The sequence below is a fragment of the Butyricicoccus sp. AM27-36 genome, assembly GCF_003480945.1.
In the GTDB taxonomy this organism is placed as follows: domain Bacteria; phylum Bacillota; class Clostridia; order Oscillospirales; family Butyricicoccaceae; genus Agathobaculum; species Agathobaculum butyriciproducens.
Map to the genome: position 1 here is coordinate 290,894 of NZ_QUJR01000001.1, position 26,028 is coordinate 316,921.

Annotated in this window: 22 protein-coding genes; 21 read left to right on the top strand and 1 reads right to left on the bottom strand. The window is 56.1% G+C overall.

The window, feature by feature from the left end; translation table 11 throughout:
* Positions 1-25: 25 nt before the first annotated feature.
* The 6 genes from DW724_RS01365 (at position 26) to DW724_RS01390 (ending at position 5,192) form a co-directional block, all read left to right on the top strand.
* Positions 26-271, top strand: a complete 246-nt coding sequence (locus DW724_RS01365; RefSeq protein WP_243105667.1) for a hypothetical protein — start codon at positions 26-28, stop codon at positions 269-271.
* Complete coding sequence (locus DW724_RS01370) at positions 268-1,995, top strand: recombinase family protein (protein ID WP_118760410.1); 1,728 nt, start codon at positions 268-270, stop codon at positions 1,993-1,995. Before DW724_RS01365 ends, DW724_RS01370 begins: the two co-directional genes overlap by 4 nt.
* An 817-nt stretch (positions 1,996-2,812) precedes the next feature.
* Positions 2,813-3,193 (top strand): GntR family transcriptional regulator, encoded by a 381-nt coding sequence (locus DW724_RS01375; RefSeq protein ID WP_110436467.1) that lies wholly within the window; start codon positions 2,813-2,815, stop codon positions 3,191-3,193.
* Positions 3,190-4,038, top strand: a complete 849-nt coding sequence (locus tag DW724_RS01380) for an ABC transporter ATP-binding protein (RefSeq protein ID WP_118760411.1) — start codon at positions 3,190-3,192, stop codon at positions 4,036-4,038. Before DW724_RS01375 ends, DW724_RS01380 begins: the two co-directional genes overlap by 4 nt.
* The gene (locus DW724_RS01385) at positions 4,035-4,691 is read left to right on the top strand and encodes an ABC-2 transporter permease (protein WP_118760412.1); all 657 of its coding nucleotides are present in this window, start codon (positions 4,035-4,037) and stop codon (positions 4,689-4,691) included. The genes DW724_RS01380 and DW724_RS01385 overlap by 4 nt, the downstream gene beginning before the upstream one ends.
* A gap of 51 nt (positions 4,692-4,742) precedes the next feature.
* Positions 4,743-5,192 (top strand): TspO/MBR family protein, encoded by a 450-nt coding sequence (locus tag DW724_RS01390; protein WP_118760413.1) that lies wholly within the window; start codon positions 4,743-4,745, stop codon positions 5,190-5,192.
* Between the two features lie 36 nt (positions 5,193-5,228).
* Here the strand turns inward: DW724_RS01390 and DW724_RS01395 are convergent, their stop codons facing one another.
* Entirely contained in the window at positions 5,229-5,984 is a 756-nt protein-coding gene (locus DW724_RS01395) for a DeoR/GlpR family DNA-binding transcription regulator (protein ID WP_117491063.1), read from the bottom strand.
* Positions 5,985-6,575: 591 nt separating this feature from the next.
* Here DW724_RS01395 and DW724_RS01400 point away from each other — a divergent pair.
* The 15 genes from DW724_RS01400 to DW724_RS01470 all read left to right on the top strand — a co-directional run bounded on the left by DW724_RS01400 (position 6,576) and on the right by DW724_RS01470 (position 26,021).
* On the top strand, positions 6,576-7,427 hold the full coding sequence (locus DW724_RS01400) for a transketolase (protein WP_118760414.1): 852 nt from the start codon (positions 6,576-6,578) through the stop codon (positions 7,425-7,427).
* Positions 7,428-7,442: 15 nt separating this feature from the next.
* Positions 7,443-8,414, top strand: coding sequence for a transketolase family protein (locus DW724_RS01405; protein ID WP_118760415.1), 972 nt, complete (start codon positions 7,443-7,445; stop codon positions 8,412-8,414).
* Positions 8,415-8,591: 177 nt separating this feature from the next.
* Positions 8,592-9,203 carry a hypothetical protein gene (locus tag DW724_RS01410; protein WP_118760416.1) on the top strand — a complete coding sequence of 204 codons (612 nt, stop codon included), beginning with the start codon at positions 8,592-8,594 and terminating at the stop codon, positions 9,201-9,203.
* Positions 9,204-9,226: 23 nt separating this feature from the next.
* Positions 9,227-9,859: a hypothetical protein gene (locus tag DW724_RS01415; RefSeq protein ID WP_118760417.1), complete on the top strand. Its 633-nt coding sequence runs from the start codon at positions 9,227-9,229 to the stop codon at positions 9,857-9,859.
* 95 nt (positions 9,860-9,954) lie between these two features.
* A complete protein-coding gene (locus DW724_RS01420; protein WP_118760418.1) occupies positions 9,955-11,313 on the top strand; it encodes an MATE family efflux transporter in 1,359 nt (452 codons plus the stop codon).
* A 511-nt stretch (positions 11,314-11,824) separates the two neighbouring features.
* The gene (locus DW724_RS01425; RefSeq protein ID WP_110436477.1) at positions 11,825-12,997 is read left to right on the top strand and encodes an NAD(P)-dependent malic enzyme; all 1,173 of its coding nucleotides are present in this window, start codon (positions 11,825-11,827) and stop codon (positions 12,995-12,997) included.
* A 246-nt stretch (positions 12,998-13,243) separates the two neighbouring features.
* Positions 13,244-14,176 (top strand): myo-inosose-2 dehydratase, encoded by a 933-nt coding sequence (iolE, locus tag DW724_RS01430; protein WP_110436478.1) that lies wholly within the window; start codon positions 13,244-13,246, stop codon positions 14,174-14,176.
* Between the two features lie 819 nt (positions 14,177-14,995).
* The gene (gene pyrH / locus DW724_RS01435; protein WP_110436479.1) at positions 14,996-15,718 is read left to right on the top strand and encodes a UMP kinase; all 723 of its coding nucleotides are present in this window, start codon (positions 14,996-14,998) and stop codon (positions 15,716-15,718) included.
* On the top strand, positions 15,718-16,272 hold the full coding sequence (frr, locus tag DW724_RS01440) for a ribosome recycling factor (RefSeq protein WP_118760419.1): 555 nt from the start codon (positions 15,718-15,720) through the stop codon (positions 16,270-16,272). The genes pyrH and frr overlap by 1 nt, the downstream gene beginning before the upstream one ends.
* A 372-nt stretch (positions 16,273-16,644) precedes the next feature.
* Entirely contained in the window at positions 16,645-17,319 is a 675-nt protein-coding gene (gene uppS / locus DW724_RS01445) for a polyprenyl diphosphate synthase (RefSeq protein ID WP_243105684.1), read from the top strand.
* Between the two features lie 23 nt (positions 17,320-17,342).
* Complete coding sequence (locus tag DW724_RS01450) at positions 17,343-18,158, top strand: phosphatidate cytidylyltransferase (protein ID WP_118760420.1); 816 nt, start codon at positions 17,343-17,345, stop codon at positions 18,156-18,158.
* Positions 18,159-18,276: 118 nt separating this feature from the next.
* On the top strand, positions 18,277-19,413 hold the full coding sequence (locus DW724_RS01455; protein WP_442861250.1) for a 1-deoxy-D-xylulose-5-phosphate reductoisomerase: 1,137 nt from the start codon (positions 18,277-18,279) through the stop codon (positions 19,411-19,413).
* Positions 19,414-19,430: 17 nt separating this feature from the next.
* Positions 19,431-20,471: an RIP metalloprotease RseP gene (gene rseP / locus DW724_RS01460; RefSeq protein ID WP_158580179.1), complete on the top strand. Its 1,041-nt coding sequence runs from the start codon at positions 19,431-19,433 to the stop codon at positions 20,469-20,471.
* A gap of 118 nt (positions 20,472-20,589) precedes the next feature.
* A complete protein-coding gene (gene ispG, locus DW724_RS01465; protein WP_118760423.1) occupies positions 20,590-21,645 on the top strand; it encodes a flavodoxin-dependent (E)-4-hydroxy-3-methylbut-2-enyl-diphosphate synthase in 1,056 nt (351 codons plus the stop codon).
* Between the two features lie 2 nt (positions 21,646-21,647).
* Positions 21,648-26,021 carry a PolC-type DNA polymerase III gene (locus DW724_RS01470; RefSeq protein ID WP_243105668.1) on the top strand — a complete coding sequence of 1,458 codons (4,374 nt, stop codon included), beginning with the start codon at positions 21,648-21,650 and terminating at the stop codon, positions 26,019-26,021.
* Positions 26,022-26,028 lie beyond the last annotated feature (7 nt).

The window sequence follows — 26,028 nt, forward strand, 5'->3', positions numbered from 1 at the left end:
TGACGTGATGGAGGGGAAAGACGATTTGGTCTTTGAGCTTTGCAAGGTCTTTGACCATGAAAGCTACTTTGATCCGATCTTTGACCCGCCGGAGTCCTTTTTGCAGGAGTGCGAGGCCTATTGGAACAGGCGAAGCCCCTTCTGCAAAACCGTGGAGCGCAAGATTGGAAACACGTGGTACACCATTGAAACCGTCTGTGACGGAACCGAGCCGCTTACCGCCAAGGTAAAACGGCTTATTTTTTCTGACCGGGAGGTGGCTTGTCAATGACAGTGACACAAAACTATGGTAATATAATTCCAGGCACACCGATTCTGTCGGCTGACCCGAACGTGAAGGAGGACGTTATGACGGATCAGCAAAAAATTACGATACTCTACTGCCGCCTCAGCAACGAGGATTCGCAGGATGGCGAGTCGAATTCGATGCAGAATCAACGCGAGCTTTTAACCAGATACGCACGAGATCATGGCTACACGAACCTGAAAGTGCTGGTTGACGACGGCTATACCGGCACGAACTTTCAGCGCCCCGGCGTACAGGAGGGCTTTGAACTGGTAAAGCAGGGATTGGTAGGCTGCTGGCTTTGCAAAGACCTATCTCGCTTTGGTCGTGATTACCTGACTGTAGGCCAGTACACCGACATCATCTTCCCCAGCTACGATGTGCGCTTCATTGCCGTCAACGACGGCGTGGACAGCCAGCGCGGGGACGGTGAGGGCTTTGCCGCAATCCGCAACTTATTTAACGAGTGGTATCCAAGAGATACCTCCAAGAAAGTCCGTACCAGCCTGCGTCAGCGCGGCACCAGCGGCAAGCATCTGGGCAAACCGCCCTATGGCTACCGCTGTGACCCAAATGACAAGGACAAGTGGATTCTGGATGAGGATGCCGCCCCGATTGTCAAGCGCATCTTTGACCTCTGCATTGACGGCAAAGGCCCGGAGCAGATTTCGCGGATTCTTGAAAGGGATCAGGTTCTCACGACCAAGGCGCTGTATGCCAGCCGTAAGGGAAAGCCGATGCCCAAGAACCCGTATGGCTGGAGCAATCAATCCATCGTCGGGATTCTGGAACGGCAGGAATACACCGGATGTACCTGCAATTTCAAGACCTACTCCAAGTCCTACAAGCTGAAAAAGAGGATTCCCAACAATCCGGAGGATATGTTCATCGTGCCGGACACGCAGGAAGCTATCGCGTCTCAGGCACAATGGGACAGAGTGCAGGAGCTGCGCAAAAACAAACGCCGTCCCGTGAAAGCGGAACGGCAGGGATTATTCGCAGGACTGGTCTACTGTGCAGGCTGCGGCAGCAAGCTTTATTTCGCCACCTGCAAGGGCTTTGACGGCAAGCAAGACCACTATGTATGCTCCAGCTACAAAAGCGGTCGAGGCACCTGTTCTGCCCACTATATCCGGGAAGATGTACTGCGGGAACTGGTACAGGAACGGATTCAGGCGGTCAATGCGTATATCCGCAGCGATGTGGAGGGCTTTCAGGAGGAGTGGCAGCATTACCGCCGCGCCGATCGGGAACGAGACATCCGGGAAGATCAGAAGCGCGTGGAGCAGGCAAGAAAACGCCTTGCCAATCTTGATGTGGTCATGTCCCGGCTCTATGAGGATTACGCTCTCGGTGAGATCGGCAAGGAGAGGTATAAGAAAATGACGGCTGATTATGAAGCGGAGCAGGAACGGTTAAAGCTCGAAATTGAAACAACGGAAGAATGGGTCGAGCAGCGGCAGGCAATGGGCGATGATCTGGACGCTTTCATTGCGCTGACGAAAAAGTATGTGGATGTCACGGAGCTGACGCAGACGATTGTCAACGAGTATATCAGGAAGATCGTCATTCACGCACCGGATAAGTCTGGCGGCAAGCGCAGACAGAAGGTGGAGATCATCTTTAATTTCGTTGACGAGGTGGAGATCCCCGTGCTGGCAGAACCCATGATCGCAGAATCTACCCTTGGACGCAGAAAAACGGCGTGACCTTCACGGTCACACCGTCCTCTGCCCCAACCGCAAGACTTATAGTTCCTTACGACTGTTAAGCCTTGGTTTCGGGTTCTTTTTGTGTGTAATTGAGAATGGAAAATGAACGCAGTTTCTTTCTGGTTTGTGCAGGGTGTACCGTATGGGAGTACAGTGTGCGCCCATAGCACGACCGAACGCGCCCGGTTAACGGTGTTTTTGGTGCCTTTACGGTTAGGTGTTTGCAAATGAATTGACAAATGGCGGGCGCTCCGGAGTGGTCTCTCTTGCATTTTGGGCAATTCACCCTCTGAGGGCACTCAACCCTACGGAGTATGTAGAACGGGTGCCGTTTTCACGAGGTTTACCATTATATTCATCATTTATTTTCTGTTTTCAATTCTCCGTTTGCAACACGGGAAATAAAATTTCAGACAAAAACAAAACAGGCTCGGATAAACCGAGCCTGCTTTGCTGTGATCGGGAGGTGTGATCCGATCACAAAGAAGAAAAGAGTAAAAAAGAAAGGAAAAAGAGAGATAGTCAATTAGTAAAGCTGTGTTTTACAGCGTTTGTGCTGTTTTTAAGCACTTTCTTTGAACAATTACAGTATAGCGTGCTTTTCGTCAAAATGCAAGAAAAAATGTTCGGCAGTTTGTATAAAAATACTATAAAATTTTTCAGCGGGAATTGTGCTTTGCGTTGAGCGTGTGAAAAACCGCCATCTCTCAAACCGCTTCGTTTGTGAAAAATCGCGTCTGGTGGAAATCTATCCCTTGACATATTGCTCATATTGTATATAATGAGTATATACAATAAAAGAGGGAGGGACGGCATGGACATCATAGTATCCAACATGGACAGCACGCCGATCTACGAGCAGATCACACGCCAGATCAAGGCGAAAATCCTCGGCGGAGAGCTGCAGCCGGGGGAGGCGCTGCCGTCTATGCGCTTGCTGGCGAAGGAGCTGCGCATCAGCGTTATCACGACTAAGCGTGCGTATGAGGAGCTTGAGCGCGAGGGCCTTATCACCAGCCAGACCGGACGCGGCAGCTTTGTTGCACCGGTCAGCAGCGAACGTCTGCGGGAAGCGCAGCTTCGCACGGTGGAAGACCACCTGACGGACGCTGTGCAGGCGGCAAGACTGGCCGGACTGTCTGCGGACGAGTTTGCAGAGCTGGCACGGACACTGTTTGAGGAGGAAGGATTATGAGAGAGAATGCACTGGAGCTGCACGGCGTCTGCAAGAAATACGGCGGCTTTGCGCTCCGCAATGTGGGATTTACCCTGCCGAGAGGCACGGTAATGGGGTTAATAGGAGAAAACGGTGCCGGAAAGACAACGACCATCAAGGCGGTGCTCGACCTCATCCGGCCGGACAGCGGCGAGATTACCGTGCTGGGGGGACACGGCTCGAACCCGTCCGTTCGTGAGAAGATTGGCGTGGTGCTCGAGGACGGCGGTTTCCCGAGCGCGATGAGCGCCGTACAGGTGAGCACGCTGCTCGGCAGAGCGTACAAAAACTGGAATGCGGAGCAGTTTGCGTCGTACATCGAAAAATTCGGCATTGACCGAGAAAAGGCCATCAAGGACTACTCCAAGGGCATGAAAACCAAGCTGAATATCGCGGCGGCGCTGTCGCATGGCGCGGAACTGCTGCTGCTTGATGAGCCGACGAGCGGCCTTGATCCGGTCGTGCGGGATGAAGTTCTCGATCTGCTGTACGACTTCATGCAGGACGAAAATCACGCGATTCTGTTGTCCAGTCATATCACGAGCGATTTGGACAAAATCGCGGACGAGATCACCTTCATCCACAAGGGCGAGGTGCTGCTGAGCGAGCCGCGCGACGAGCTGCTCGACACCTGCGGTATACTGCGCTGCACCGCCGATCAGCTGAACGCCCTTGACCCGTCTGCCGTGCGGGCAAAGCGCGTGGGCGCGTTCGGCTGTGAAGCCTTGGTAAGACGTGACGGCGTACCGGAGAACTGGTCGGTTGAGCCGGTCAACATCGAACAGATCATGCTATTCCTGACGAGAGGGGAGGATGCAAGATGAAAGCAATGCTGTATGCGGACTGGATGAATCTGCGCCGGTCGATGAAGGCAATAATGATCGCAATAATTGTAATTGCGCTGGTCTCGATCGTCTCCGGAAAAGGGCTGTCGTTTGTGCCGGCTATGCTGTGTATGCTGTCGCTTATGGTGCCCGCAACGCTCATGAGCAGCGATTATGCCTACGGATGGGATAAGCTGAGTCTGTCGCTTCCGGTCTCTCGGCGCGATGTGGTGAGCAGCAAATTTGCGATCAGCCTGCTGGTCAATCTGACGGTTGTGGCACTGGGCATGATATGCATTGCAGGCATGAATGCCTTCGGCGGTGATGCAATGGCAGAGGATATGATGGGCATGCTGGCCTGTGAGGCGGCCGGCCTGACGCTGATGGGTATTGAAATTGTACTCGTTTTACGGTTTGGTCCGGAGCGCGGTCGGTATTTCCTCATTGGCGTGGTGTGGGTGCCGATCATCCTGCTGACCGTCGTCAAAAAGCATCCGGCGTTCAATAAACTTGTGCAGGCTGTCGGCGGCATGGACAGCTGGTCGGTCGGACAGCTTACGGCGTTCTTCGGCGGACTGGTGATCGTCGGGACCATCGTGTATGCAGTGTGCTGGCGCATTGGTGTGGGCATTTACCGGAAAAGAGAGCTGTAAATGAATAAAATCCCTCTCGCTCCATATAAATAGGAACGGGAGGGACGGAGAATGAAGATTTTCAGCTTTACACTGCCTCTGGCGGTCGGTGGACTTGCGGCCTGGCTGACGATGGGGAGTATGTCGCAGTATGCGGCGCTGGTGCAGCCGCCGCTTGCACCGCCGGCATGGATATTCCCCATTGCGTGGACGATACTGTATGTGCTCATGGGCTGGGCGAGTCTGCGCGTGCGGCAGTCCGGTTCGCCGGAGCGAAGCAACGCGCTCGCGCTGTATTACACGCAGCTTGCAGTGAATTTCGTGTGGCCGCTGCTGTTTTTCCGCGTTGGACTGTACGGAACGGCGTTCTGGTGGCTGATTCTGCTGCTGGCACTTGTGCTTGTCACCGCAAGGGCGTTTTACCGTATTGACAGACAGGCGGGATGGCTGCTTGTGCCGTACTTGGCCTGGCTGATATACGCGGCGTATCTCAATGCCGGTGTCTGGTTCCTGAATAAATGAAAACGGGAGCAAATCGTGTGATTTGCTCCCGTTATGTTACTCATATCTCAGTTTTACGTTTTCTGCATTGCACAGATCAACGTACTCCTTCGGCGGTTCGCAGTCGGTGATGAACGCGGTCAGGTCCTTGAGGTGGCAGAACGTGACAATCGCTTCCTTGCCGATCTTGGACGAATCGACCATGCCGTAGATGTTATCCGCGCGGTGAACAACGGCACGCTTGATCTCGGCTTCGAGGAAGGTGGTGTTGGTCATGCCTGCAGTCAGCGACACGCCGGTCGCGCCCATGAACGCCTTGTTGATACGCATGGTGGACAGCGCTTCGATCGCGGACAGGCCGACAAACGAATCTGTAGTCGGGCTGTAAATGCCGCCGAGCGAGATAATATTAAGGTTATCGTACTTGGAGGCCTCGCTCAGCGCGCCGAGCGAGTGGGTAATGATCGTAATCCGCTTTTTTGCCACAAGAAACCGCAGCAGACACAGGGTGGTCGTGCCGGAGTCGATAAAAATAGTATCGCCATCCGCGACCTCCTCGGCGGCCAGACGGCCGATGAGAGACTTGTCGATCTGGTTGAGGCCCGAACGGATGGGCGTCGGCACGGCACCGGAGGGAACCGTAGCGGTCACGCCGCCGTATACCTTGGTGATGTGGCCGCGCTGCTCAAGCTCGTTCAGGTCGCGGCGGATGGTATTCTTGGACACGCCAAAAACCTCGCACAGCTCGTCAATGCTGACGGTCTCGCGCGAGATGACATATTGCTCTATCGAATTGAGACGGCTGACTTTCATATTCACAGCTCCCACATAATAATATCCGCCCAGTAGTATCCGAATGTATCCACAATGTTTTCTTTAGTTTATCAAATTTGTAACCAAATGTCCACTGCTCCGAAGAATGGGAATATGACATGGATTTGGCGAAAAAGGTCGGAAATACATGATAATTCGCGGTGAAGAACGGCAGAAAGTAAGCAAAATCCGTAAAACCGCCTTTCAAAAATAATTTCTGGCAGTGAGCGGGGAGAGGAGCGGTAACCCGTCTGCGGGGAGAGGGATACGCAGACAAACAGCGAAAATAGGGCGGGATACCCCTTTTGAAAATATATTTTTACCGTTTTGCAAGAGGTTTACCAACAAAATAAATACATATAACCAGCAGATAACCAACAAATTACCTAATTTTACTCGAAATAAATTAGATATTTTCCATAAGGCGTTTGAATGAAATTGGAATTTTGCGAACAAATGCAGGAATTTCGGTTGAAATTTTGGCGGTTTGGTGATACACTTGTATTCGTAAAACAGTGGCATTGTGCCGCTGTACGCTGGAACCTGTTCCGCGGAGAGAAAATTATATTTTGAATTAGGCAGGTGTATGCAATGCAGAAAGCAGAAAAGATGCAGGAGCTTCGTGTATTTGCTCAGGAAATCCGTGTGGAGACCCTGAAGACCGTCGGTTCGCTTGGCTTCGGCCACGTTCCGGGTGCAATGTCCGTTATTGATGCGCTGGCAGTTCTGTACGGCGAAGTAATGAAGGTTGATCCGAAGAACCCGCATTGGGAAGATCGTGACTGGTGCGTACTGTCCAAGGGCCACGCTGGTCCGGCTATGTACGCTACCCTCGGTCTGAAGGGTTTCTACCCGATCGAGGACGCTTATACCCTCAATCAGCCGCACACCAACTTCCCGTCCCATACCGACCGTACCAAGACCCCCGGTGTTGACCTGACGACCGGTTCTCTCGGTCAGGGCATGTCCACCGCTACCGGTGCTGCTCTGGGCAACAAGCTCGACGGCCGCGACAGCCATGTATTCGTATTCGTTGGCGACGGCGAGTGCGATGAGGGCCAGGTTTGGGAGGCTGCTCAGTTCGCAGCTCACTACAAGCTGGACAACCTCGTATGCTTCGTAGACGACAACAAGTACCAGCTCGACGGTGCTGTTGACAAGGTTATGAGCCACGGCAAGGGCATCGGTGCTAAGTTTAGCGCATTTGGCTGGAACGTTATCGAGCTGCAGGACGGCAATGACGTAGAGCAGATCTACGACGCTGTTCAGCTCGCTTACGACACCAAGGGCGTACCGACTTGCATCGTCCTGAACACCGTTAAGGGCCTGGGCGCCACCTTTGCTGAAGGCACTGGCGCGCACTCCTCTCAGCCGACTAAGGAGCAGTGGGATGAAGCCATTGCTGCTGCTGAGAAGAAGCTCGCTGAGATCAAGGCACAGTAAGGGAGGGTATTGAACATGAGCTTTACTTTGATTGGCAAGCACGAGAAGGATTCTCGTAACAACCGTGACGGTTTTGTTACCGCTATGCTGGACCTGATGGAGAAGGACAGCAAGGTTATGCACGTTGACTGCGACCTCGAGAACTGCATCAATACCGGCAAGCTGGCTAAGGCTTTCCCGGAGCAGACCGTAAACGCAGGTATCGCAGAGGCTAACGCTATGGGCGTTGCCGCAGGTCTGGCTGCTACCGGCCGCACCGTATTCATGCACTCCTTCGGCTGCTTCGCTTCCCGCCGTGCATTTGACCAGGCATTCATGTCCGCAGCTTACGCTAAGCTGCCGGTACACGTTATCGGTTCCGACCCCGGCGTATGCGCTGCATACAACGGCGGTACCCACATGCCGTTCGAGGACTGCGCTCTGTACATGTCCGTACCGGAAGCAGTTGTTATCGACCCGGTTGACTTCGCTCAGATCAACTGCCTGACCAAGAAGCTGGCAGCATCCGGCAAGTTCTCCTACATGCGTATGATCCGTAAGGGCTTCACCACCGTTTACGGCGATGGCTCTGACTTCGAGATCGGCAAGGGCGTTACCCTGAAGGAAGGCAAGGACGTAGCTATCATCGCTTCCGGCATCATGGTAGACGAGGCACTGAAGGCTCAGGAGCAGCTGGCTGCTGAGGGTATCTCTGCCAAGGTTATCGATATGTTCACCTGGAAGCCGCTCGACGAGCAGCTCATCCTCGATTCCGCTGCTGAGTGCGGCGCTATCGTAACCGCTGAGAACCATCAGGTAAAGGTTGGTCTGGGTTCTGCTGTTGCTAACGTTGTTATCAAGAACAACCCGGTTCCGATGGAGATGGTAGGCGTTGAGGATCGCTTCGGCCAGGTAGGCGCTGAGTCCTTCCTGCGCGAGGAGTACGGTCTGACCGCTGCTCACATCGTAGAGGCTGCTAAGAAGGCTATCGCTCGCAAGAACGGCTAAGTTTTCCCGCAGATACGCGAAGTAAAATTGCATCGAAAAGCGTTCCGACGTATGCCGGAACGCTTTTTTGTCGTTACATTGCACAGAAGCAAACGCAGATTTTGCATGGTCTGGAAATAGACAATATCACCCAAATCTGCTACACTGTAAGCACAACAATAAAAGGAGGTGTACCACATGAAAAAACGGTACATAGCAGGACTTGCACTGGCTCTTGTGGGGATTTTGAGCGGGTGCGGACAAACGCAGGCAGACAACACAATCAGTCTTACACCGGTGAAGGAAACGACCGCAGACCAGAGCGGCAGACTGATTGAGTATAATTTTTCCGGCCACAGGAGCGAAGCCGAGGGCGTATTGTTTGGCTGTTATATATGGGACGGCAGCGCATGGCAGAAAGACGAGGATGCCACGTTTGGTTTTCGTTCGGTGGCGTTGGGCAGCGGCAAGGGAACGATTAAATTCGAGCGTGACGGCGATACAGCGAATGCGAACTATAAGATTGGAGCAGATTCACCAACGCTTGGCGGATATACACAGGTTATGGATTCGCCCGAGAGAAACAGTCTGCCGATGGAGGGATTGACAGCAACTGTTGCTGCGTGGGAGGAACCTGTCAATGGCTTGGCAGTCGACACGGAAATTCCGTTGCTCGTGCGTGTGTTCCGCACGGACGGTACGATCATTCCGGTATCTATTGATGCGTTTTCGGAACCGGAAAACAGCAAAGCCGTACAGAAAAGTGTGTATGCGGAAGCGTACACTGTAATTTTCTGCTATGAAATGTAAATGCTGAAACGGAGGTGTACCACATGAAAAAACGATACGCAGCAGGACTGGCACTGGCTCTTGTGGGGATTTTGAGCGGGTGCGGACAGGCAAAGACACAGCCGGCGGATAATACGATTTCCATCACGCCGGTGGAGCAGGCTACGACAGAGAAACAATCGGGTGTGGTTGTAGAGTATCATTTTTCCGGCAATAACACAGAAGCCAACGGAATAACATTCAACAGCTACACATGGGATGGCAATGCGTGGCAGAACATGGACAAACCTATCGGTGCGTATGGTATGGGTCTGAATAGCGGCACCGGCAAAATCATTTTCCGGCATGATGCCGATACAATCAATGCGGCGTATGATATTGAGATGACGTTCCCGAGTGGCGGCGCTTCGACCCAGTATGGAGATTCGTCCGAGCTGAGCAAACTGCCAACGGACAACCTGACAGTGGCTGTCGCGGGACAGGAGAAGCCAATCGACGATTTAGCAGTCGATGTAGAGATACCGCTTGTTGTGCGTGTGTTCAACACGGATGGAGCAACGCACACGGTAGATATCAATGCGTTTATCGAACCAGATAGCAGCGAAGAATTGAAAAACTGCATCTATGCGGATGCCATTACGGCAACATTCGTATATGACGACAGCATTCCTAAATAAAACATGCAATGCCCTGACCTCTCGTCAGGGCATTTTTCTCTTTACGCCAACCGCGAATTTCACTATAATAGAGGGAGCAGAAAGGGGAGAGAACCATGTCCCAAACAGACAGCCCGCTGGGTACAGCGCCAGTCGGCAAGCTGGTTCTGCAGCTTGCCATACCGGCCATGCTGGCACAGTTTGTCAATATTCTATACAGCGTGGTCGATCGCATGTACGTCGGCCACATTGCAGGCGCGGGCGATGCGGCACTGGCCGGTGTCGGTGTGTGCGCGCCTGTGGTGACCATGATTACCGCCATCGGTGCGCTCATCGGCTTCGGCGGCGGGCCGCTGATGAGCATCCGCATGGGGCGGCGCGACATGGACGGTGCCCGTCAGATCATCACGAACAGCTTCTACCTTTTGCTGGCGCTGAGCGTGCTGGCGACCGTGCCGCTGCTCATTTTCAAGCGGCAGATCCTGTTCACGTTCGGCTGCAGCGAGCTCCTGTGGGACTACGCGCAGGCGTACTTTACGACCTATGTTTCCGGCACGGTGTTCGCATTACTGAGCTACGGACTCAATCAAATTACAATGAGTCAGGGATTTTCGGGTACCGCAATGCGGTCGGTTATGCTCGGAGCGGCCGTAAATATCGCACTTGACCCGGTGTTCATTTTTGCGCTGGACATGGGCGTGCGCGGAGCCGCTCTTGCGACCGTGCTGTCGCAGGCGTGCTCGACGGCGTACATCCTGCGTTTTCTGATGAGTGACAGAGCCGCCGTCCGCATTACCCGTCAGCCGGTCAATTTCGGCTGGATGCGCCGTATCGTGCAGGTCGGTCTGTCGCCTGCGCTCATCATCGCGCTGGATAACGTGCTGCTCATCTCCATCAACGTCATGCTGCGCAAATACGGCGGCGCAGACAGCGATATGCTCATCGCGTGTGCCGCCATCATGCAGAGCTTCATGCTCGTCATCACTATGCCGCTCGGCGGAATTACGGCGGGCACACAGTCCATTCTCGGCTATAACTACGGCGCGTGCGACGAAAAACGCGTCATGAAGGCGTTTCGGTGCATTGTGCTGCTGTGCCTCGTGTTCTGCGGCATCATGTTCCTGCTCGCACAGACGGTCTCGGGCGCTTTTGTCAGAATCTTCACCAAAGACCCGGCGTATATTGACATGGCGGCGTATATGATCCGCACCTACTCGCTCGGCGTGCTCGGACTGACCATCCAGTACCCGTTCGTGGACGGCATGACCGGCATGGGCCTTGTCAAATGGGGACTGACGTTTTCCATGCTCCGCAAGGGTATTTTCCTCGTCAGCGTGTTCGTCCTGCCGTCGATTTTCGGGGCAACAGCCGTTATGTTTTCTGAGCCGCTGTCCGATGTCGTGTCGGCGGTGTTCTCCGGCTGCGCGGCCATGTTCCTCTTGCCGAAGCTGGTGGCGAAACAATGCTGCAAGTAGAGTGAAGAGTGGAGAGTTGAGAGTGAAGAGCATGAGAAGTTTAACCTTCTTCATGTTGTTGCATTACACATAAAATCTAAATCGTAGGGTGCGACGACTCGGCGCACCGTCTGTAACCCGTCTGCACAGACCTAACCGTAGGGGCGAACATTGTTCGCCCGAGAACCGTTCGATTTTACGTTGTGTGGGAGCACAATGTGCTCCCCTACGGGGGTAACATGTACTAATCGTTAGATGCGGTGCGCCGAGGTCGTACCCCAGGGCACCTTCTTTTGCCCTTTGGGCAATTCACCTTGTCGCACCCTACGGTGTACCTTTATGATAATATGAAAAACTGGGAAACACGATAAGTCATCACGTTCATTCTCCGTCCTTCATCCTCCATTCTCAATTACTTCCCGCTCTTTGTACAAACTACCCCTTTACGAACGCATTTCTACTCTGTATAATAAGGTAAGATAGAAAACTCTTTCCGTCGAACGGAACAAGAACGATAACGGAGGAACAGAACATGGACGTTAAGGAACGCGCACTGCAGGCACACGAAAAATGGGGCGGCAAGATTGAGGTCGTGGCTCGCTGTGAGGTAAACAGTAAGGACGATCTGTCGATCGCGTACACGCCGGGTGTTGCCGAGCCGTGCCTCAAGATCAAGGACGATCCGTCTCTCAGCTACAAGTACACGCGCCGCCACAATCTGGTTGCGGTCATCACGGACGGCACCGCGGTGCTCGGTCTGGGCGATATCGGTCCGATTGCCGGCATGCCGGTTATGGAGGGCAAGTGTGCGCTGTTCAAGGCGTTCGCTGACGTGGATGCGTTCCCGCTCTGTGTGGCTTCCAAGGATGTGGACGAGATCGTCCGCACCATTCAGCTGATCTCCGGCTCGTTCGGCGGCATCAACCTCGAGGACATCGCGGCTCCGCGCTGCTTTGAGATCGAGCGCCGACTCAAGGAGGTCTGCGACATTCCGGTATTCCACGATGACCAGCACGGCACGGCTGTCTGCTGCGGTGCGGCTCTGCTCAACGCCTGCCGCCTGACCGGCCGCAAGGTGGATGAGATCAAGATGGTTGTCAACGGCTGCGGCGCGGCTGCTATCGCCGTTACCAAGTTCCTGATGTTCCTCGGTGTTAAGCACATCACGATGGTTGAGCGCTTCGGCATCGTCTGCGAGGGCGATGAGCGTCTGAATCCGGCACAGCAGGAGATGGCCAAGGTCACCAACCGCGAGCACATGACAGGCACGCTGGCCGATGCTGTCAAGGGTGCGGATGTATTCTTCGGCATGTCCGCTCCGCAGGTGCTTACTGCCGAGATGGTCTCCACCATGGCCAAGGACCCGATGGTATTCGCTATGGCAAATCCGGTGCCCGAAATCTGGCCGGAGGACGCAAAGAAGGGCGGCGCTGCCGTTGTCGGCACCGGCCGTTCGGACTATCCGAACCAGATCAACAACGTGCTTGCGTTCCCGGGCATTTTCCGTGGCGCACTTGATGTTCGTGCAAGCGACATCAACGAGGAGATGAAGCTGGCAGCGGCTAAGGCGATCGCCGCCTGCGTTTCCGATGAGGAGCTGAACGCGGAGTATATCATGCCGATGGCGTTCGACAAAAAGGTCATCCGTTCGGTAGCAGATGCCGTTGCACAGGCTGCCCGCGATTCCGGTGTGGCCCGTATCTGAGCGCAGCAGACGAAAAGTTACAGATAAGACATAATCAACCGCGCGGGAACAATCTCGCGCGGTTTTTGCGCAAAAGTGCGTGCACGCACACGCACAAGTTCGCGGAATGACAAAAACAGCGGATTGCACAACTCGGCTTTGTGAAAAAATGCGTTTGACATTTACAGTGCATAAGGGTACAATAAGAATAACAAAAATGCGTTTGTTCTGCGCAGACGCAGAGAGAAGATTATGGAGGGAATAACTATGTTAGATCCGAAGAAAGTAAGACTGGGTATCTGCCCGATCGGCTGGTCCAATGATGATATGTGGGATCTCGGCGACGAGAACACCTTCCAGCAGTGCATCTCTGAGATGAAGCTCGCTGGTTTCGACGGCTGCGAAGTAGGCCATAAGTATCCGGAGGACAAGACCGTCCTCAAGCACATGCTGGACGCCCGCAACCTGACCATCGCTTCCAAGTGGTTCTCCTCTTTCCTGGTTGACAAGCCGTACGAAGAGGTAGAGGCTGAGTTCATCAAGGAGCTGGATTACCTGTCCTACGTTGGCGCTACCGCTATCAACGTATCCGAGCAGTCCGGTTCTATTCAGGGTCAGCTCGATACGCCGGTTCTGGACGACAAGAAGCGCGTTCTGACCGACGAGGAGTGGGATCGCTTCACCACCGGCCTGAACAAGCTGGGCAAGCTGTCCATGGAGAAGTACGGCATCCGCACCTGCTTCCATCATCACATGGGCACCGTATGCCAGACCGTTGAGGAGACTACCCGCCTGATGGAGAACACCGACCCGAAGTATGTATTCCTGTGCTTCGATACCGGTCACTTCACCTTCGCTGGCGAGGATCCGGTAAAGATGCTCGAGAAGTTCGCTGACCGTGTTGGTCACGTTCATCTGAAGAACATGCGCATGCCGCTGGTTGAGAAGGCTCGCGCTGAGCACTGGTCCTTCCTGGATGCAGTTCGCGCAGGCGCTTTCACCGTACCGGGCGATCCGGACGGCTGCGTAGAGTTCGACGCTGTATTCGATCTGCTTGACAAGGCTGGCTACACCGGCTGGATCATGGTAGAGGCAGAGCAGGATCCGGCTAAGGCTAATCCGTTCGAGTACGCTAAGATGGGCCGTGAGTACATCACTGCACACACCGGTCTGGGCGGCGAGGTTGTTCTGAAGAAGTAATTCTTCGCATATCGCGCAATAAAACACGAAACCGGGGGCGTTTGCCCTCGGTTTTTTGCGTTCCCCAAAGGATATATGTCGTTAAGAACCGTTTGCACCGACCGGAAGCCTCCCCTGAAAGGAGAGGGGAACCGCCGAACGACGGTGGAGGGGGTTGCCGTACCCGCGGCAGAGGATTTCGCACGCTGCGGCGTGCGGGAATGTTGCCGCTGCGCGCGGCGGGCGCACAAGAGGGTAGACAACCTGCGGTTTTCCACCCTCTTGTGAATCACCCCTTTTCCCGCAAGGGCTTGGGTGCAGATGGTAGACTGCGTAAGCATGAAAAAGGGGAACGGCAGTCGGGTTACCGTTCCGTAGGGCAGACCAATGTGTCTGCCCATTTCTTTACCTATACGCAATGTCAGATACCTTTCTGCTACACATGCGGTTTAGTCTACGCAGGCGCGGCATACCCGTGCCGCGCAACATTTTTACCTGTGCAGATTATCCAAATCCTGCGATTGCAGCCGGTTTGTGCCGGAAAACGAGTTGCGCGGCACTGTTATGCCGCGCGTAGCGGCAATCCCCGCCGCAGTCTACGGCGCAACTCTTCGCCCGGAAGCGGTGAACCGCCTGCGCGGTTCGGATGCCCCGAAAAACCGGTGCCGAAACCCCTCAGTCGCAGCAAGCTGCGCCAGCTTCCCTTTCAGGGGGGGCTTGCAACCGTCCGGAGGGCGCAAACCGCTTCGCCTTTTATTCATTTGCCGCTATATAAATCGTTGCAAATTCTCCGAAAATAGGGTAGAATAATAAACAGGAATAGAATAAGGAGTGTGGAGCATGGAAGCACAGAAATATAAGCGCGTACTGATCAAGATCAGCGGCGAAGCCCTTGCGGGCGATAAGCATTTCGGCCTGAACTTTGATGTCATCGGTCCGGTATGCGATGTGATCAAAAAATGCAACGAAGAGGGCTGCGAGATCGGCATTGTTGTCGGCGGCGGCAACTTCTGGCGCGGCGTAAAGGACGGCGGCGGCAAGATGGAGCGCACCCGCGCGGACCACATGGGCATGCTGGCAACCACCATCAATGCACTGGCTCTGCAGGATGCGCTGGAGCAGCGCGGCGTGGATGTTCGCGTGCAGACCGCTATCGAGATGAACAAGATCGCTGAGCCGTACATCCGTTCTCGCGCGACCCGCCATCTGGAAAAGGGCCGTGTCGTTATCTTCGGCTGCGGCACCGGCTGCCCGTTCTTCTCGACCGACACCGCAGCGGTTCTGCGTGCGGCGGAGATCGGTGCGGACGTTATCCTGCTGGCAAAGAACGTAGACGGCGTGTACGATTCCGATCCGGCTGTCAACCCGGATGCCAAGAAGTACGACCACCTGAGCTACATGGACGTGCTCAATCAGGGTCTCGGCGTTATGGATTCCACGGCAACCTCGCTGTCCATGGATAACCATATCCCGATTCTGGTATTCGCGCTTTCCGACCCCGAAAATATTCACCGCGCTGTTAACGGCGAAAAGATCGGCACGATCGTTGAGGAGGTAAAATAATGAAGGAACAGATCAAGTCCCACGAGGCAAAAATGCAGAAAACGCTGGACGTGCTCTCCAAGGAGCTGGCAGCAGTCCGCGCAGGCCGCGCAAACCCGGCGGTTCTCGATAAGATCACCGTTGAGTATTACGGTGCACCGACCCCGCTGAATCAGGTTGCGGCAATCTCTACGCCCGACCCGCGCACGCTGGCAATCCAGCCGTGGGACGGCTCGGTGCTCAAGGCCATCGAGAAGGCAATCCAGGTCTCCGACCTCGGCATCAACCCGCAGAACGACGGCAAGCAGATCCGTCTGAACTTCCCGCCGCTGACCGAGGAGCGCCGCAAGGAGCTTATCAAGGGCGTTTCCAAGACCGGTGAGGAGGCAAAGGTTGCGCTCCGCAACATCCGCCGTGATGCACTGGACAAGTTCAAGGCAGCGCAGAAGAAGAGCGAGATCACCGAGGACGAGCTGCACGACGGTGAGGACAAGATGCAGAAGCTGACCGATAAGTACGTCAAGGAAATCGACGCTATGGTTTCCAAGAAGTCTAAGGAACTCGCAGAGGTTTAATTCAGGGGGAAGTCCGCTGCCTGCAGCGGCATGAAATCGGATTTTCGCAGAAAATCCGTAAAAAGCGGGAGCATGTATCTCGCTTTTTACACAAGGGAGCATAGCTGTGTGCCGCAAAGCGGCGCGCAGATGTGCTCGCAGGACGTATCCGAGCGTATGCTCGGTACGTTCCGATCGACCGAAAACGTGTTTTCGGTCGAGGAGCGAAGCGACATTGGGGGCGGCGGATTCGTCGCCCTTTTGCATGAAATTGGCAGGAAAATCTGCCGCAAGAGGGATAAACAGGGAGGAAACAGGTTGGGTCTGTTCACACGAAAAAAGAAGGATAACGCGCCCGAAAACCGTCCGGTGCCGCGTCATATTGCGGTCATTATGGACGGCAACGGCCGCTGGGCCAAGAAACGCGGTCTGCCGCGCAAGGCCGGTCACAAGGTCGGCGCGGAGACGTTCCGCACCATTGCCACTTACTGCAAGGACATCGGCGTGCAGTATTTCACGGTCTATGCATTCTCTACCGAAAACTGGAAGCGTCCGCAGGACGAGGTGGACGCGCTGATGAACCTGTTCCGCTCCTATCTGAAGGAGGCGGCGGAAACCATGTTCGAGCGCGGCGTTGCCGTGCGCGTGTTAGGCGATCTGACCGTTCTGCCGGAGGATATCCGCGCGCAGATCGCGGAGGTGGACGCGATTGCCGATCGGCTTGGTCCGGACGCGGCAACAGCCTCGCTGTGCATCAACTACGGCGGCCGTGACGAGATCAAAAACGCCGTCCGCGCCATCGCGCAGCGGGTGAAAAACGGCGAACTGGCACCCGAGGATATCACCGAGGACACCATTTCCGCGCACCTGTACACCGCGCACATGCCCGATCCCGACCTCATCATCCGTCCTTCGGGCGAGATCCGCACGTCCAACTTCCTGCTGTGGCAGTCTGCCTACTCGGAGTATTACTTCACCGATGTGCTGTGGCCGGACTTCAAAACCACCGATCTGGATGCGGCAATCGACAATTTTAACAACAGAAACCGTCGTTTTGGCGGCGTTTAATATCCAATTAGGGTGATAAAACTATGAAAGCAAGAGTATTGTTTGGCGTATTCGGCTTTATTTTTGTGCTGCTGGCGCTGTATGTGTTCCCGCCGATCGTGCTGGAACTTGTCGTGGCGGCGCTGTGCGTGTTCGCCACCTATGAGGTGCTCGGCTCGACAAAACTGGTGCGCAACCACTTGGAACTGCTGCTCGCAATGGCCGTCTCGCTGGGACTGGCTGTCGGTCATTTCAGCATCCTGCCGCTGCAGCTCGAGAGCGTGATGCAGGGACTGGTGCTGGTGCTCCTGTTCGGCTCGTTCGCCATCGAACTGAAATATCACGATGTGATGAAGGCTTCGCAGGTCTCGTGGGCGTTTTTCGGAGGACTTGTCGTGCCGTACCTGCTGCTCAGCCTGCTGCGTATTTTCCAGATGAACTACCACCACGGTGCGTTTATCGTGCTGCTGCCGCTGCTCGCTGCCTGGGGCGCGGACACCTGCGCTTTGTTCTCGGGCATGCTGTTCGGCAAGCATAAGCTGGCGCCGGTCGTCAGCCCGAAAAAGACGGTAGAGGGCGCCGTCGGCGGCGTGGTCGGCGGTGCCGTCCTCGTGCTGATCGCGGCTGTGATTATGAACCGGACGCTTGACCTTGAAATGCCGCTCTGGTCGGCGGTCGTGCTCGGTGCAGTCGGCGCGGTGCTCGGAGAGATCGGCGACCTGTCGTTCTCGGTCATCAAGCGCCAGACCGGCATTAAGGATTACGGACATATTTTCCCGGGCCACGGAGGAGTGCTTGACCGCTTCGACAGCGTGCTGTTCGTGGCACCGTTCGCGGAATTGCTCTTTAGAGTCATTTGATAATTGAAAATTGAGAATGGAGAATGGGGAATCGTGGTATCGCGCTTTGCGCGGCACCATAATTTTCAATTTTCCATTTTCAATTATCCATTATCCCAAATCGTTTAACAGGAGAAAAATAATGAAGAAGATTGCGATTTTAGGTTCAACGGGTTCGATCGGCACGCAAACGGTCGATATTCTGCCTTCGATCGACGCCGAAGTCGTCGCATTGACGACCAACCGGCGCATAAACTTATTGGAGGAGCAGGCGCGTGCCCTGCATCCGAAAATGGTCTGCGCGATGGATGAAGACGCAGCAAAGGCGCTGAAAATCAAGCTGGCGGACACGGATATTAAGGTTCTGACCGGTATGGACGGCCTGATCGCCTGTGCCGCCGAGAGCGGTGCGGACATTGTAGTAACGGCGGTTGTCGGCATGGTCGGCCTGCTGCCGACGATGGCGGCCATCAAGGCGGGCAAGGACATTGCGCTGGCAAACAAGGAGACGCTCGTGTGTGCGGGCGGTCTGGTGATGAGCGCCGCAAAGCAGTACGGCGTGCGCATCCTGCCGGTGGATTCTGAGCATTCGGCTATCTTCCAGTGCGTGCAGGCGGCAAACGGCAACCCGATCGATAAAATCCTGCTGACCGCGTCCGGCGGTCCGTTCTTCGGCAAAAAGTTCGAGGAAATGCGCGGCATGACGCGCGAGCAGGCGCTTGCACACCCGAACTGGAGCATGGGGGCAAAGATCACGATCGACTCTGCGACCATGATGAACAAGGGTCTGGAGCTGATCGAAGCCATGTGGCTGTATGACCTGCCGCCGGAAGACATCGAAATTGTCGTCCACCGTGAGAGCATCGTGCACTCGGCGGTGGAGTTTGCGGACGGAGCGGTAATCGCGCAGCTTGGTCTGCCGGATATGCGTCTGCCGATCCAGCTGGCGCTGACATGGCCGCAGCGTGTGCCGTGCAAGGTACCGCGCATGTCGCTCGCGGAGGTCGCAAAGCTGACGTTCTATGCACCCGACTATGAGGCGTTTCCGGCGCTGAATCTGGCAAAGCACGCCGCCTCCCTCAAGGGCGACCGCGGCGCTGTGCTCAACGGTGCAAATGAGGCCGCAGTCGGTCTGTTTTTGAATGGTAAGATCGGTTTTACCGACATCGCAGAGCGCGTTGCATACGCACTCGATACCATTCCGTACAAGAAGGACATCACGCTGGACGACGTTCTGGCGGCGGACAAAGCCGCGCGCGAGATCGTGCTCGGCTGACCGAAAGGAGCTACGTTTTGCTGCAAATCATTCTGGCAATCCTCGCCTTCGGTGTGCTGGTCATCGTGCATGAGTTCGGACATTTCATCACCGCAAAACGCGGTGGTGTGCAGGTCAACGAATTCTGGATCGGCATGGGTCCGACCCTCCTCAAGCGCGAGTACCACGGCACGCTGTACTGTCTCAAGCTGCTGCCGTTCGGCGGCGCGTGCGTTATGGAGGGCGAGGACGGTGAAAGTGAAAATGAGCACGCCTTCGGTAAGGCGAAGCTGCCGCGGCGCATGCTCATTGTGTGTGCGGGCGCGCTGATGAATTTCCTCGTGGGATTCCTTATCGTGCTGGCGGTCATGCGTCCGAACGGACCGAACGGCGGCTATATCGTCTCCACCATCAGCGAGGTCAATCCGGCGAGCACCGCCGCCGCAGACGGCGGTCTGGAGGCAGGCGACGAGATTCTGAAAATCGACGGCTATCACATCCTCGTGCGGACGGATTTCGATACCGCGCTTGCGCGCACCGGTTCGACCACGCATGAAATTACCGTGCGCCGCAACGGCGAAAAGGTGACGCTGCCGTCCGTCAAGCTGGAGGCGACAGTCACCGATGCGAACGGCAACAAGCGCATCGGCATCACCTTTGCGGAGCTGCCCGACAGCCTTGGCATGCACCTCAGCATGAGCGTGCGCACCGCCGTCAACTACGCGCGGCTCGTCTGGTCGAGCGTGGGCATGCTCGTCAGCGGACAGGTCGGCGTGGATCAGCTTTCCGGTCCGGTCGGTGTGGCCGAGGTCATGGCGGATACCGCCAAGTACAGCATGATTTCGTTCTTCCAGCTTGTGGCATTTATCTCGATCAACCTCGGCGTGATGAACCTGCTGCCGCTGCCCGCACTGGACGGCGGTCGGCTCGTGTTCCTCATCATCGAGGGCATCCGCCGCAAGCCCGTGCCGCCCAAGTACGAGGGCTATGTACACGCGGCAGGACTCATGCTGCTGTTTATGCTGATGGTGTATGTGACCGGGCAGGACGTACTGCGCATTTTTATGCGCAGTAATTGAGAATTGAGAATGGAAAATGGAAAATGAATGTGCGGCGCATAGCGCCGTTATGCAATCACCGCGCAAAGCGCGATACCACTCTTCATTCTCCATTTTCCATTTGTGAGAGGTTAGAGCTATGAAAATAACAAAGCAAATCAAGATAAGGGACGTATTGGTTGGCGGCGGCGCTCCCATTGCGGTACAGTCCATGACCAACACGGATACGCGCGACGCGCAGGCTACTCTGGCGCAGATTCGCGCACTGGCGGACGCGGGCTGCGACATTGTTCGCTGTGCCGTGCCGGATATGCAGGCGGCGGAGGCGCTGCGCGAAATCTGCGCCGGCTCGCCGCTGCCGGTGGTCGCGGACATTCATTTTGACTACCGTCTCGCGCTGGCGGCGATCGAGTCCGGCGTGGACAAGATTCGCCTGAATCCGGGCAACATCGGCGGCGCGGACCGCGTACAGGCCGTCGTGAAGGCGGCAAAGGCACGCCGTCTGCCGATCCGCATCGGCGTAAACTCCGGCTCGGTGGAGAAGCACATTCTCGAGAAATTCGGCAGCCCGACACCTGAGGCAATGGTGGAAAGTGCGCTGTACCATGTCGGTCTGCTGAACGACTGCGATTTTGATGACATCTGCATTTCCATCAAGTCATCCTCGGTGCCGAACACCATGCAGGCCTACCTGCTGGCGAGCGAAAAGACCGACTATCCGCTGCACCTCGGCGTGACCGAGGCGGGCACCGAGTACATGGGCACGATCAAGTCGGCTGCCGGCATCGGCGGTCTGCTGGCGCTCGGCGTGGGCGACACCATTCGTGTGAGCCTGACCGATGATCCGGTCAAGGAGGTCTACGCGGCAAAGGCGATTCTCAAGGCTGTCGGCAGAGCGGAAGAGGGCATCAACGTGGTTTCCTGCCCGACCTGCGGCCGCACGCGCATCAACCTCATCGACATTGCCAAAGAGGTCGAGCAGCGCTGCCAGAGCATTCGCGGCAAGAAGATGAAGGTAGCTGTTATGGGCTGCGTGGTAAACGGTCCCGGCGAAGCGCGTGAAGCCGATCTCGGCATTGCGGGCGGCGACGGCGTCGGTCTGATCTTCCGCCGCGGCGAGATCATCAAAAAGGTGCCGCAGGAGCAGCTTGTGGATGCACTGATGGACGAAATCGCACATTATGAAGGAGAATAATCGTGGCTGGAAAGCTGATTGATATTTTTCAAAACTGCAAATGTGTAAATGAGGAGAAGCACCTTGCCGCAGGCGAGGTGCGTTCTCTGGCATTTGGGGATAATAACACGGTGATGGTCGTGGAACTCGGTCTGCACGAGGTTGTCAGCCGCAAGGTGATTGCCAAGGCGGAAAAGCAGATCGCGGACACCTACGGTCTTGACCGCGTGATGATCGAGCCGCGCTACAACATGCCGGGTGAGCTGTCGAACGCGTACATCAAGTCGCTGTATGACGACATGGCGTACCGCATGCCGTCAGCCAAGGGTCTGCTCGACCACCGAAAGTGGGCGTTTGCAGACGGTGCGCTTCAAATCCCGATGGACGAGGTGAGCGAAAAGCATTTCGCAAACGCACTGCGGCATCTGGAGGCGCGTATTCAGCGGGAGCTGGGGAGAAGCTGTCCGGTGCACGCGGTCCGCGCGGACGCACAGGATTTTGCACCCGCACCCGAGCAGGAGGAGAGCCGCGAGGAAATTCTGCACAAGGCTGTGGAGCAGGCGGCGGCAGCCGCAGCGGAAACGCCCAAGCCGAAAAAGCCGCGTCCGGCGCCGCAGCAGCACACCGGCTATCAGCGCCCGCGCGCCGAGAAGGTGCGCGAGGACGACCTCATCTTCGGCAAGCTGATTCAGGACCCCATTGTTTCGGTCAACGAGGCGATTGCCGCCTATGATATGGTGACGATTCAGGGCGAGGTGTTCTTTACCGACAACAAGGATATCCACAGCAAGAAAACCGGCAAGGATTACGTCAAGATTGCGTTTGACATGACCGACCGCACCAATTCCGTGCGCGTTTCCAAGTTCCTTGCGGCGGACAAGGCGGGCGATACGGCATCTAAAATCAAGAAGGGTCTGTACTGCACCGTGCAGGGCAAGATGGTGTATGACACCTTTGCCAAGGAGATGGTGCTCGAGCCGACCGGCATCGTCAAGGCGAAAAAGCCCGAGCGCAAGGACACCTACGAGGGCATGAAGCGCGTCGAGCTGCACCTGCACACCAACATGAGCGCGATGGACGGCATGAGCAGCACCGCGTCTCTGCTGTGCCGCGCCGCCAAGTGGGGACACCGCGCGATGGCGATTACCGACCACGGTGTGGCGCAGGCGTTCCCCGAAGCGCTGCACGCGCAGGAGGGCAAGCAGAAGGACATCATCGGTGACATGAAGATCATCTACGGCATCGAGGCGTACTACATCAACGACGAGAACAGTATTTCGGTCGTGCGCGGCAGGAGCGCCGAGCCGCTCGACGGCACGTTCATCGTGTTCGACCTTGAGACCACCGGACTCAATCCGGCGAGCGAGGAAATTACCGAGATTGCCGCTGTGCGCGTTGTGGAGGGCGAGATTCGTGATTCCTTCCAGACCTATGTCAACCCGCACAAGCCGATTCCGGCGGAAATCACCGAGCTGACCGGCATTTCGGACGAGACGGTAGCGGACGCGCCCGACCTCGACAAAGCCGTGCCGGAATTCCTCGCATGGGCCGGCGAGGGACAGTACCCGCTCGTGGCGCACAACGCAGGCTTCGATATGGGCTTCCTGCGGACGGCCTGCCAGAGACTGGGCATCGAGCGGGAGTTTACAAGCATTGATACCCTCGAGATGAGCCGCCTGATGCTGCCGCACATGCACAAGTTCAAGCTGAACATTCTGGCGAAGGAGCTGCAGGTCGGCCCGTTCGAGCACCACCGCGCGAGCGAGGATGCCGCCGTGCTCGGCCGCATTTACGTCAAGCTGCTGAAAAGGCTCAGGGAGGAGATGCACGCGGTTACGACTGCGGATATCAATCCGGTGCTGGCGGCGACGACCGACCGCAAGAACAAGCTGAAAAACCTGCCGCGCTATCACTTTATCATTCTGGTGAAGAACCAGGCGGGACTGCGCAACCTGTATCAGCTGATTTCCAAGAGCTTTCTGGAATATTACAACAAGCGCCCCATTATGCCGCGCAGCGAACTCATCCGGCACCGTGAGGGACTGATTTTCGGCTCCGCGTGTGAGGCGGGCGAGGTATTCCGCGCATTGACCAAGGGCGAGCCGTGGGAGGAGATCAAGCGGCTGGCGTCGTTCTACGACTATCTGGAGATTCAGCCGATCGGCAACAACAACTTCATGATCGCAAAGGGCATGGCGAAGGACGAGGAGCAGCTGCGCGACTGGAACCGCGATATTCTCCGCCTGGCGGATGAATTGGGAAAACCGTGCTGCGCCACCGGTGACGTACACTTCCTCGAACCCGAGGATGAGGCGTTCCGCCGTATCCTGATGGCGGGTCAGGGCTTCTCCGATGCGGATAATCAGGCGCCGCTGTACTTTAAGAGCACGGATGAAATGCTGAAGGAATTTTCCTATCTCGGTGAGGACCGGGCGTATGAGGTGGTCGTGAAGAACACCAACATGATCGCCGACATGTGTGACGTGATTCGTCCGGTGCCGAGGGAAAACTACCCGCCGCACATCGACGGCTGTGAGGACGACCTGCGCAACATGTGCTACGAAAAGGCCAAGCGTATCTACGGCGATCCGCTGCCCGAGCCGGTGCAGGCGCGGCTTGACCGTGAGCTTGGCTCCATCATCGGCAACGGCTATGCGGTTATGTACATCATCGCGCAGAAGCTGGTTACCAAGTCCCTTGCGGACGGCTATCTGGTCGGCTCGCGCGGTTCGGTTGGCTCGTCGCTCGCGGCGTTCATGTCGGATATCACCGAGGTAAATTCGCTCGCCCCGCACTATCTGTGCCCGGACGACAAATATCTCGAGTGGCACGAGGAATACTCGTGCGGTGTCGATCTGCCCGATAAGATCTGCCCGAAATGCGGCAAGCCGCTCACCAAACAGGGCTTCAACATTCCGTTCGAGACCTTCCTCGGCTTCGAGGGCGACAAGGTGCCGGATATCGACCTGAACTTTGCGGGCGAGTATCAGTCGCGCATTCACTGGTACACCGGCGAGATCTTCGGACACGACCATGTGTTCCGAGCGGGCACCATCGGCACGGTTGCCGAAAAAACCGCGTTCGGCTACGTCAAAAAGTACATGGAGGAGCGCGGCGTTGAGTGCTCCCGCGCGGAGGAAAACCGCCTTGCCGCAGGCTGCACGGGCGTGCGCCGCACCTCGGGTCAGCACCCGGGCGGCGTTGTCGTTGTGCCCAAGGAGATTGAGATTTACGACGTCTGTCCGATTCAGCATCCGGCGGACGACCCGGATTCCGACATCATCACCACCCACTTCGAGTATCACTCCATTGACGCGAACCTCTTGAAGCTGGACGAGCTGGGACACGATGATCCGACCATTATCAAGCATCTGGAGAACCTCACCGGCGTGAACGCGCAGGAGATTCCGCTTGATGACCCGGAGACCATGAGTCTGTTCCACTCGTGCAAGGCGCTTAAGTACACGGGCGAAAACCCGGATACCGACCCGATCCTCGGTGACCTCGGCTGTGTGGCGGTGCCCGAGTTCGGCACCAAGTTCGTGCGCGGCATGGTCAAGGAGACGCACCCGTCCACGTTCGCGGAGCTGGTATCCATTTCCGGTCTGTCGCACGGTACGGATGTTTGGCTCGGCAATGCCGCAGAGCTGGTCCGCAAGGGCATTCCGCTGTCCGGCTGTATCTGCTGCCGAGACGATATCATGAACTACCTGATCCTGCAGGGCGTCAAGCCAAAGCTGTCGTTCAAGACGATGGAGTCCGTCCGAAAGGGCAAGGGACTGACCGAGGAAATGGAAGCCGCCATGAACGAGCAGCATGTGCCCGAGTGGTACATCGACTCGTGCAAGAAGATCAAGTATATGTTCCCGAAGGCGCACGCGGTCGCGTATGTTATGATGGCGTTCCGTATCGCGTGGTTCAAGGTGCACCGTCCGCTTGCGTTCTATTCGGCATACTTTTCCATCCGGGCAAAAGGTTTTGATGCGTCCTGCATGATCAAGGGCGATAAGGTTTGTCTGGATAAAATGTCCGAACTGCGCGGAAAGGAGCGCGATAAGACGATTTCAGCGGCGGAAAAGGACATGATGACGACTTTGGAGGTCTGCCACGAGTTTTACAGGCGCGGATTTACGTTCGAGCCGATGGATGTTTATAAATCGGACGCAACGCGCTTTCTCGTGACGGAAACCGGACTGATTCCGCCGTTTACGTCCATGCCGGGCATCGGTGAGCAGGCGGCGCTCAGCATCGTGGAGGAGAGAAAGAACGGTAAGTTCCTCTCGGCAGAAGAGCTGATCGTCCGATGCCCGAAGGCGTCCAAGGCGGTCGTCGAGCTGCTCGAGCAGATCGGTGCGCTTGGCTCCATGCCGAAAACAACGCAGATGACCCTCTTTTAAGAGTTAA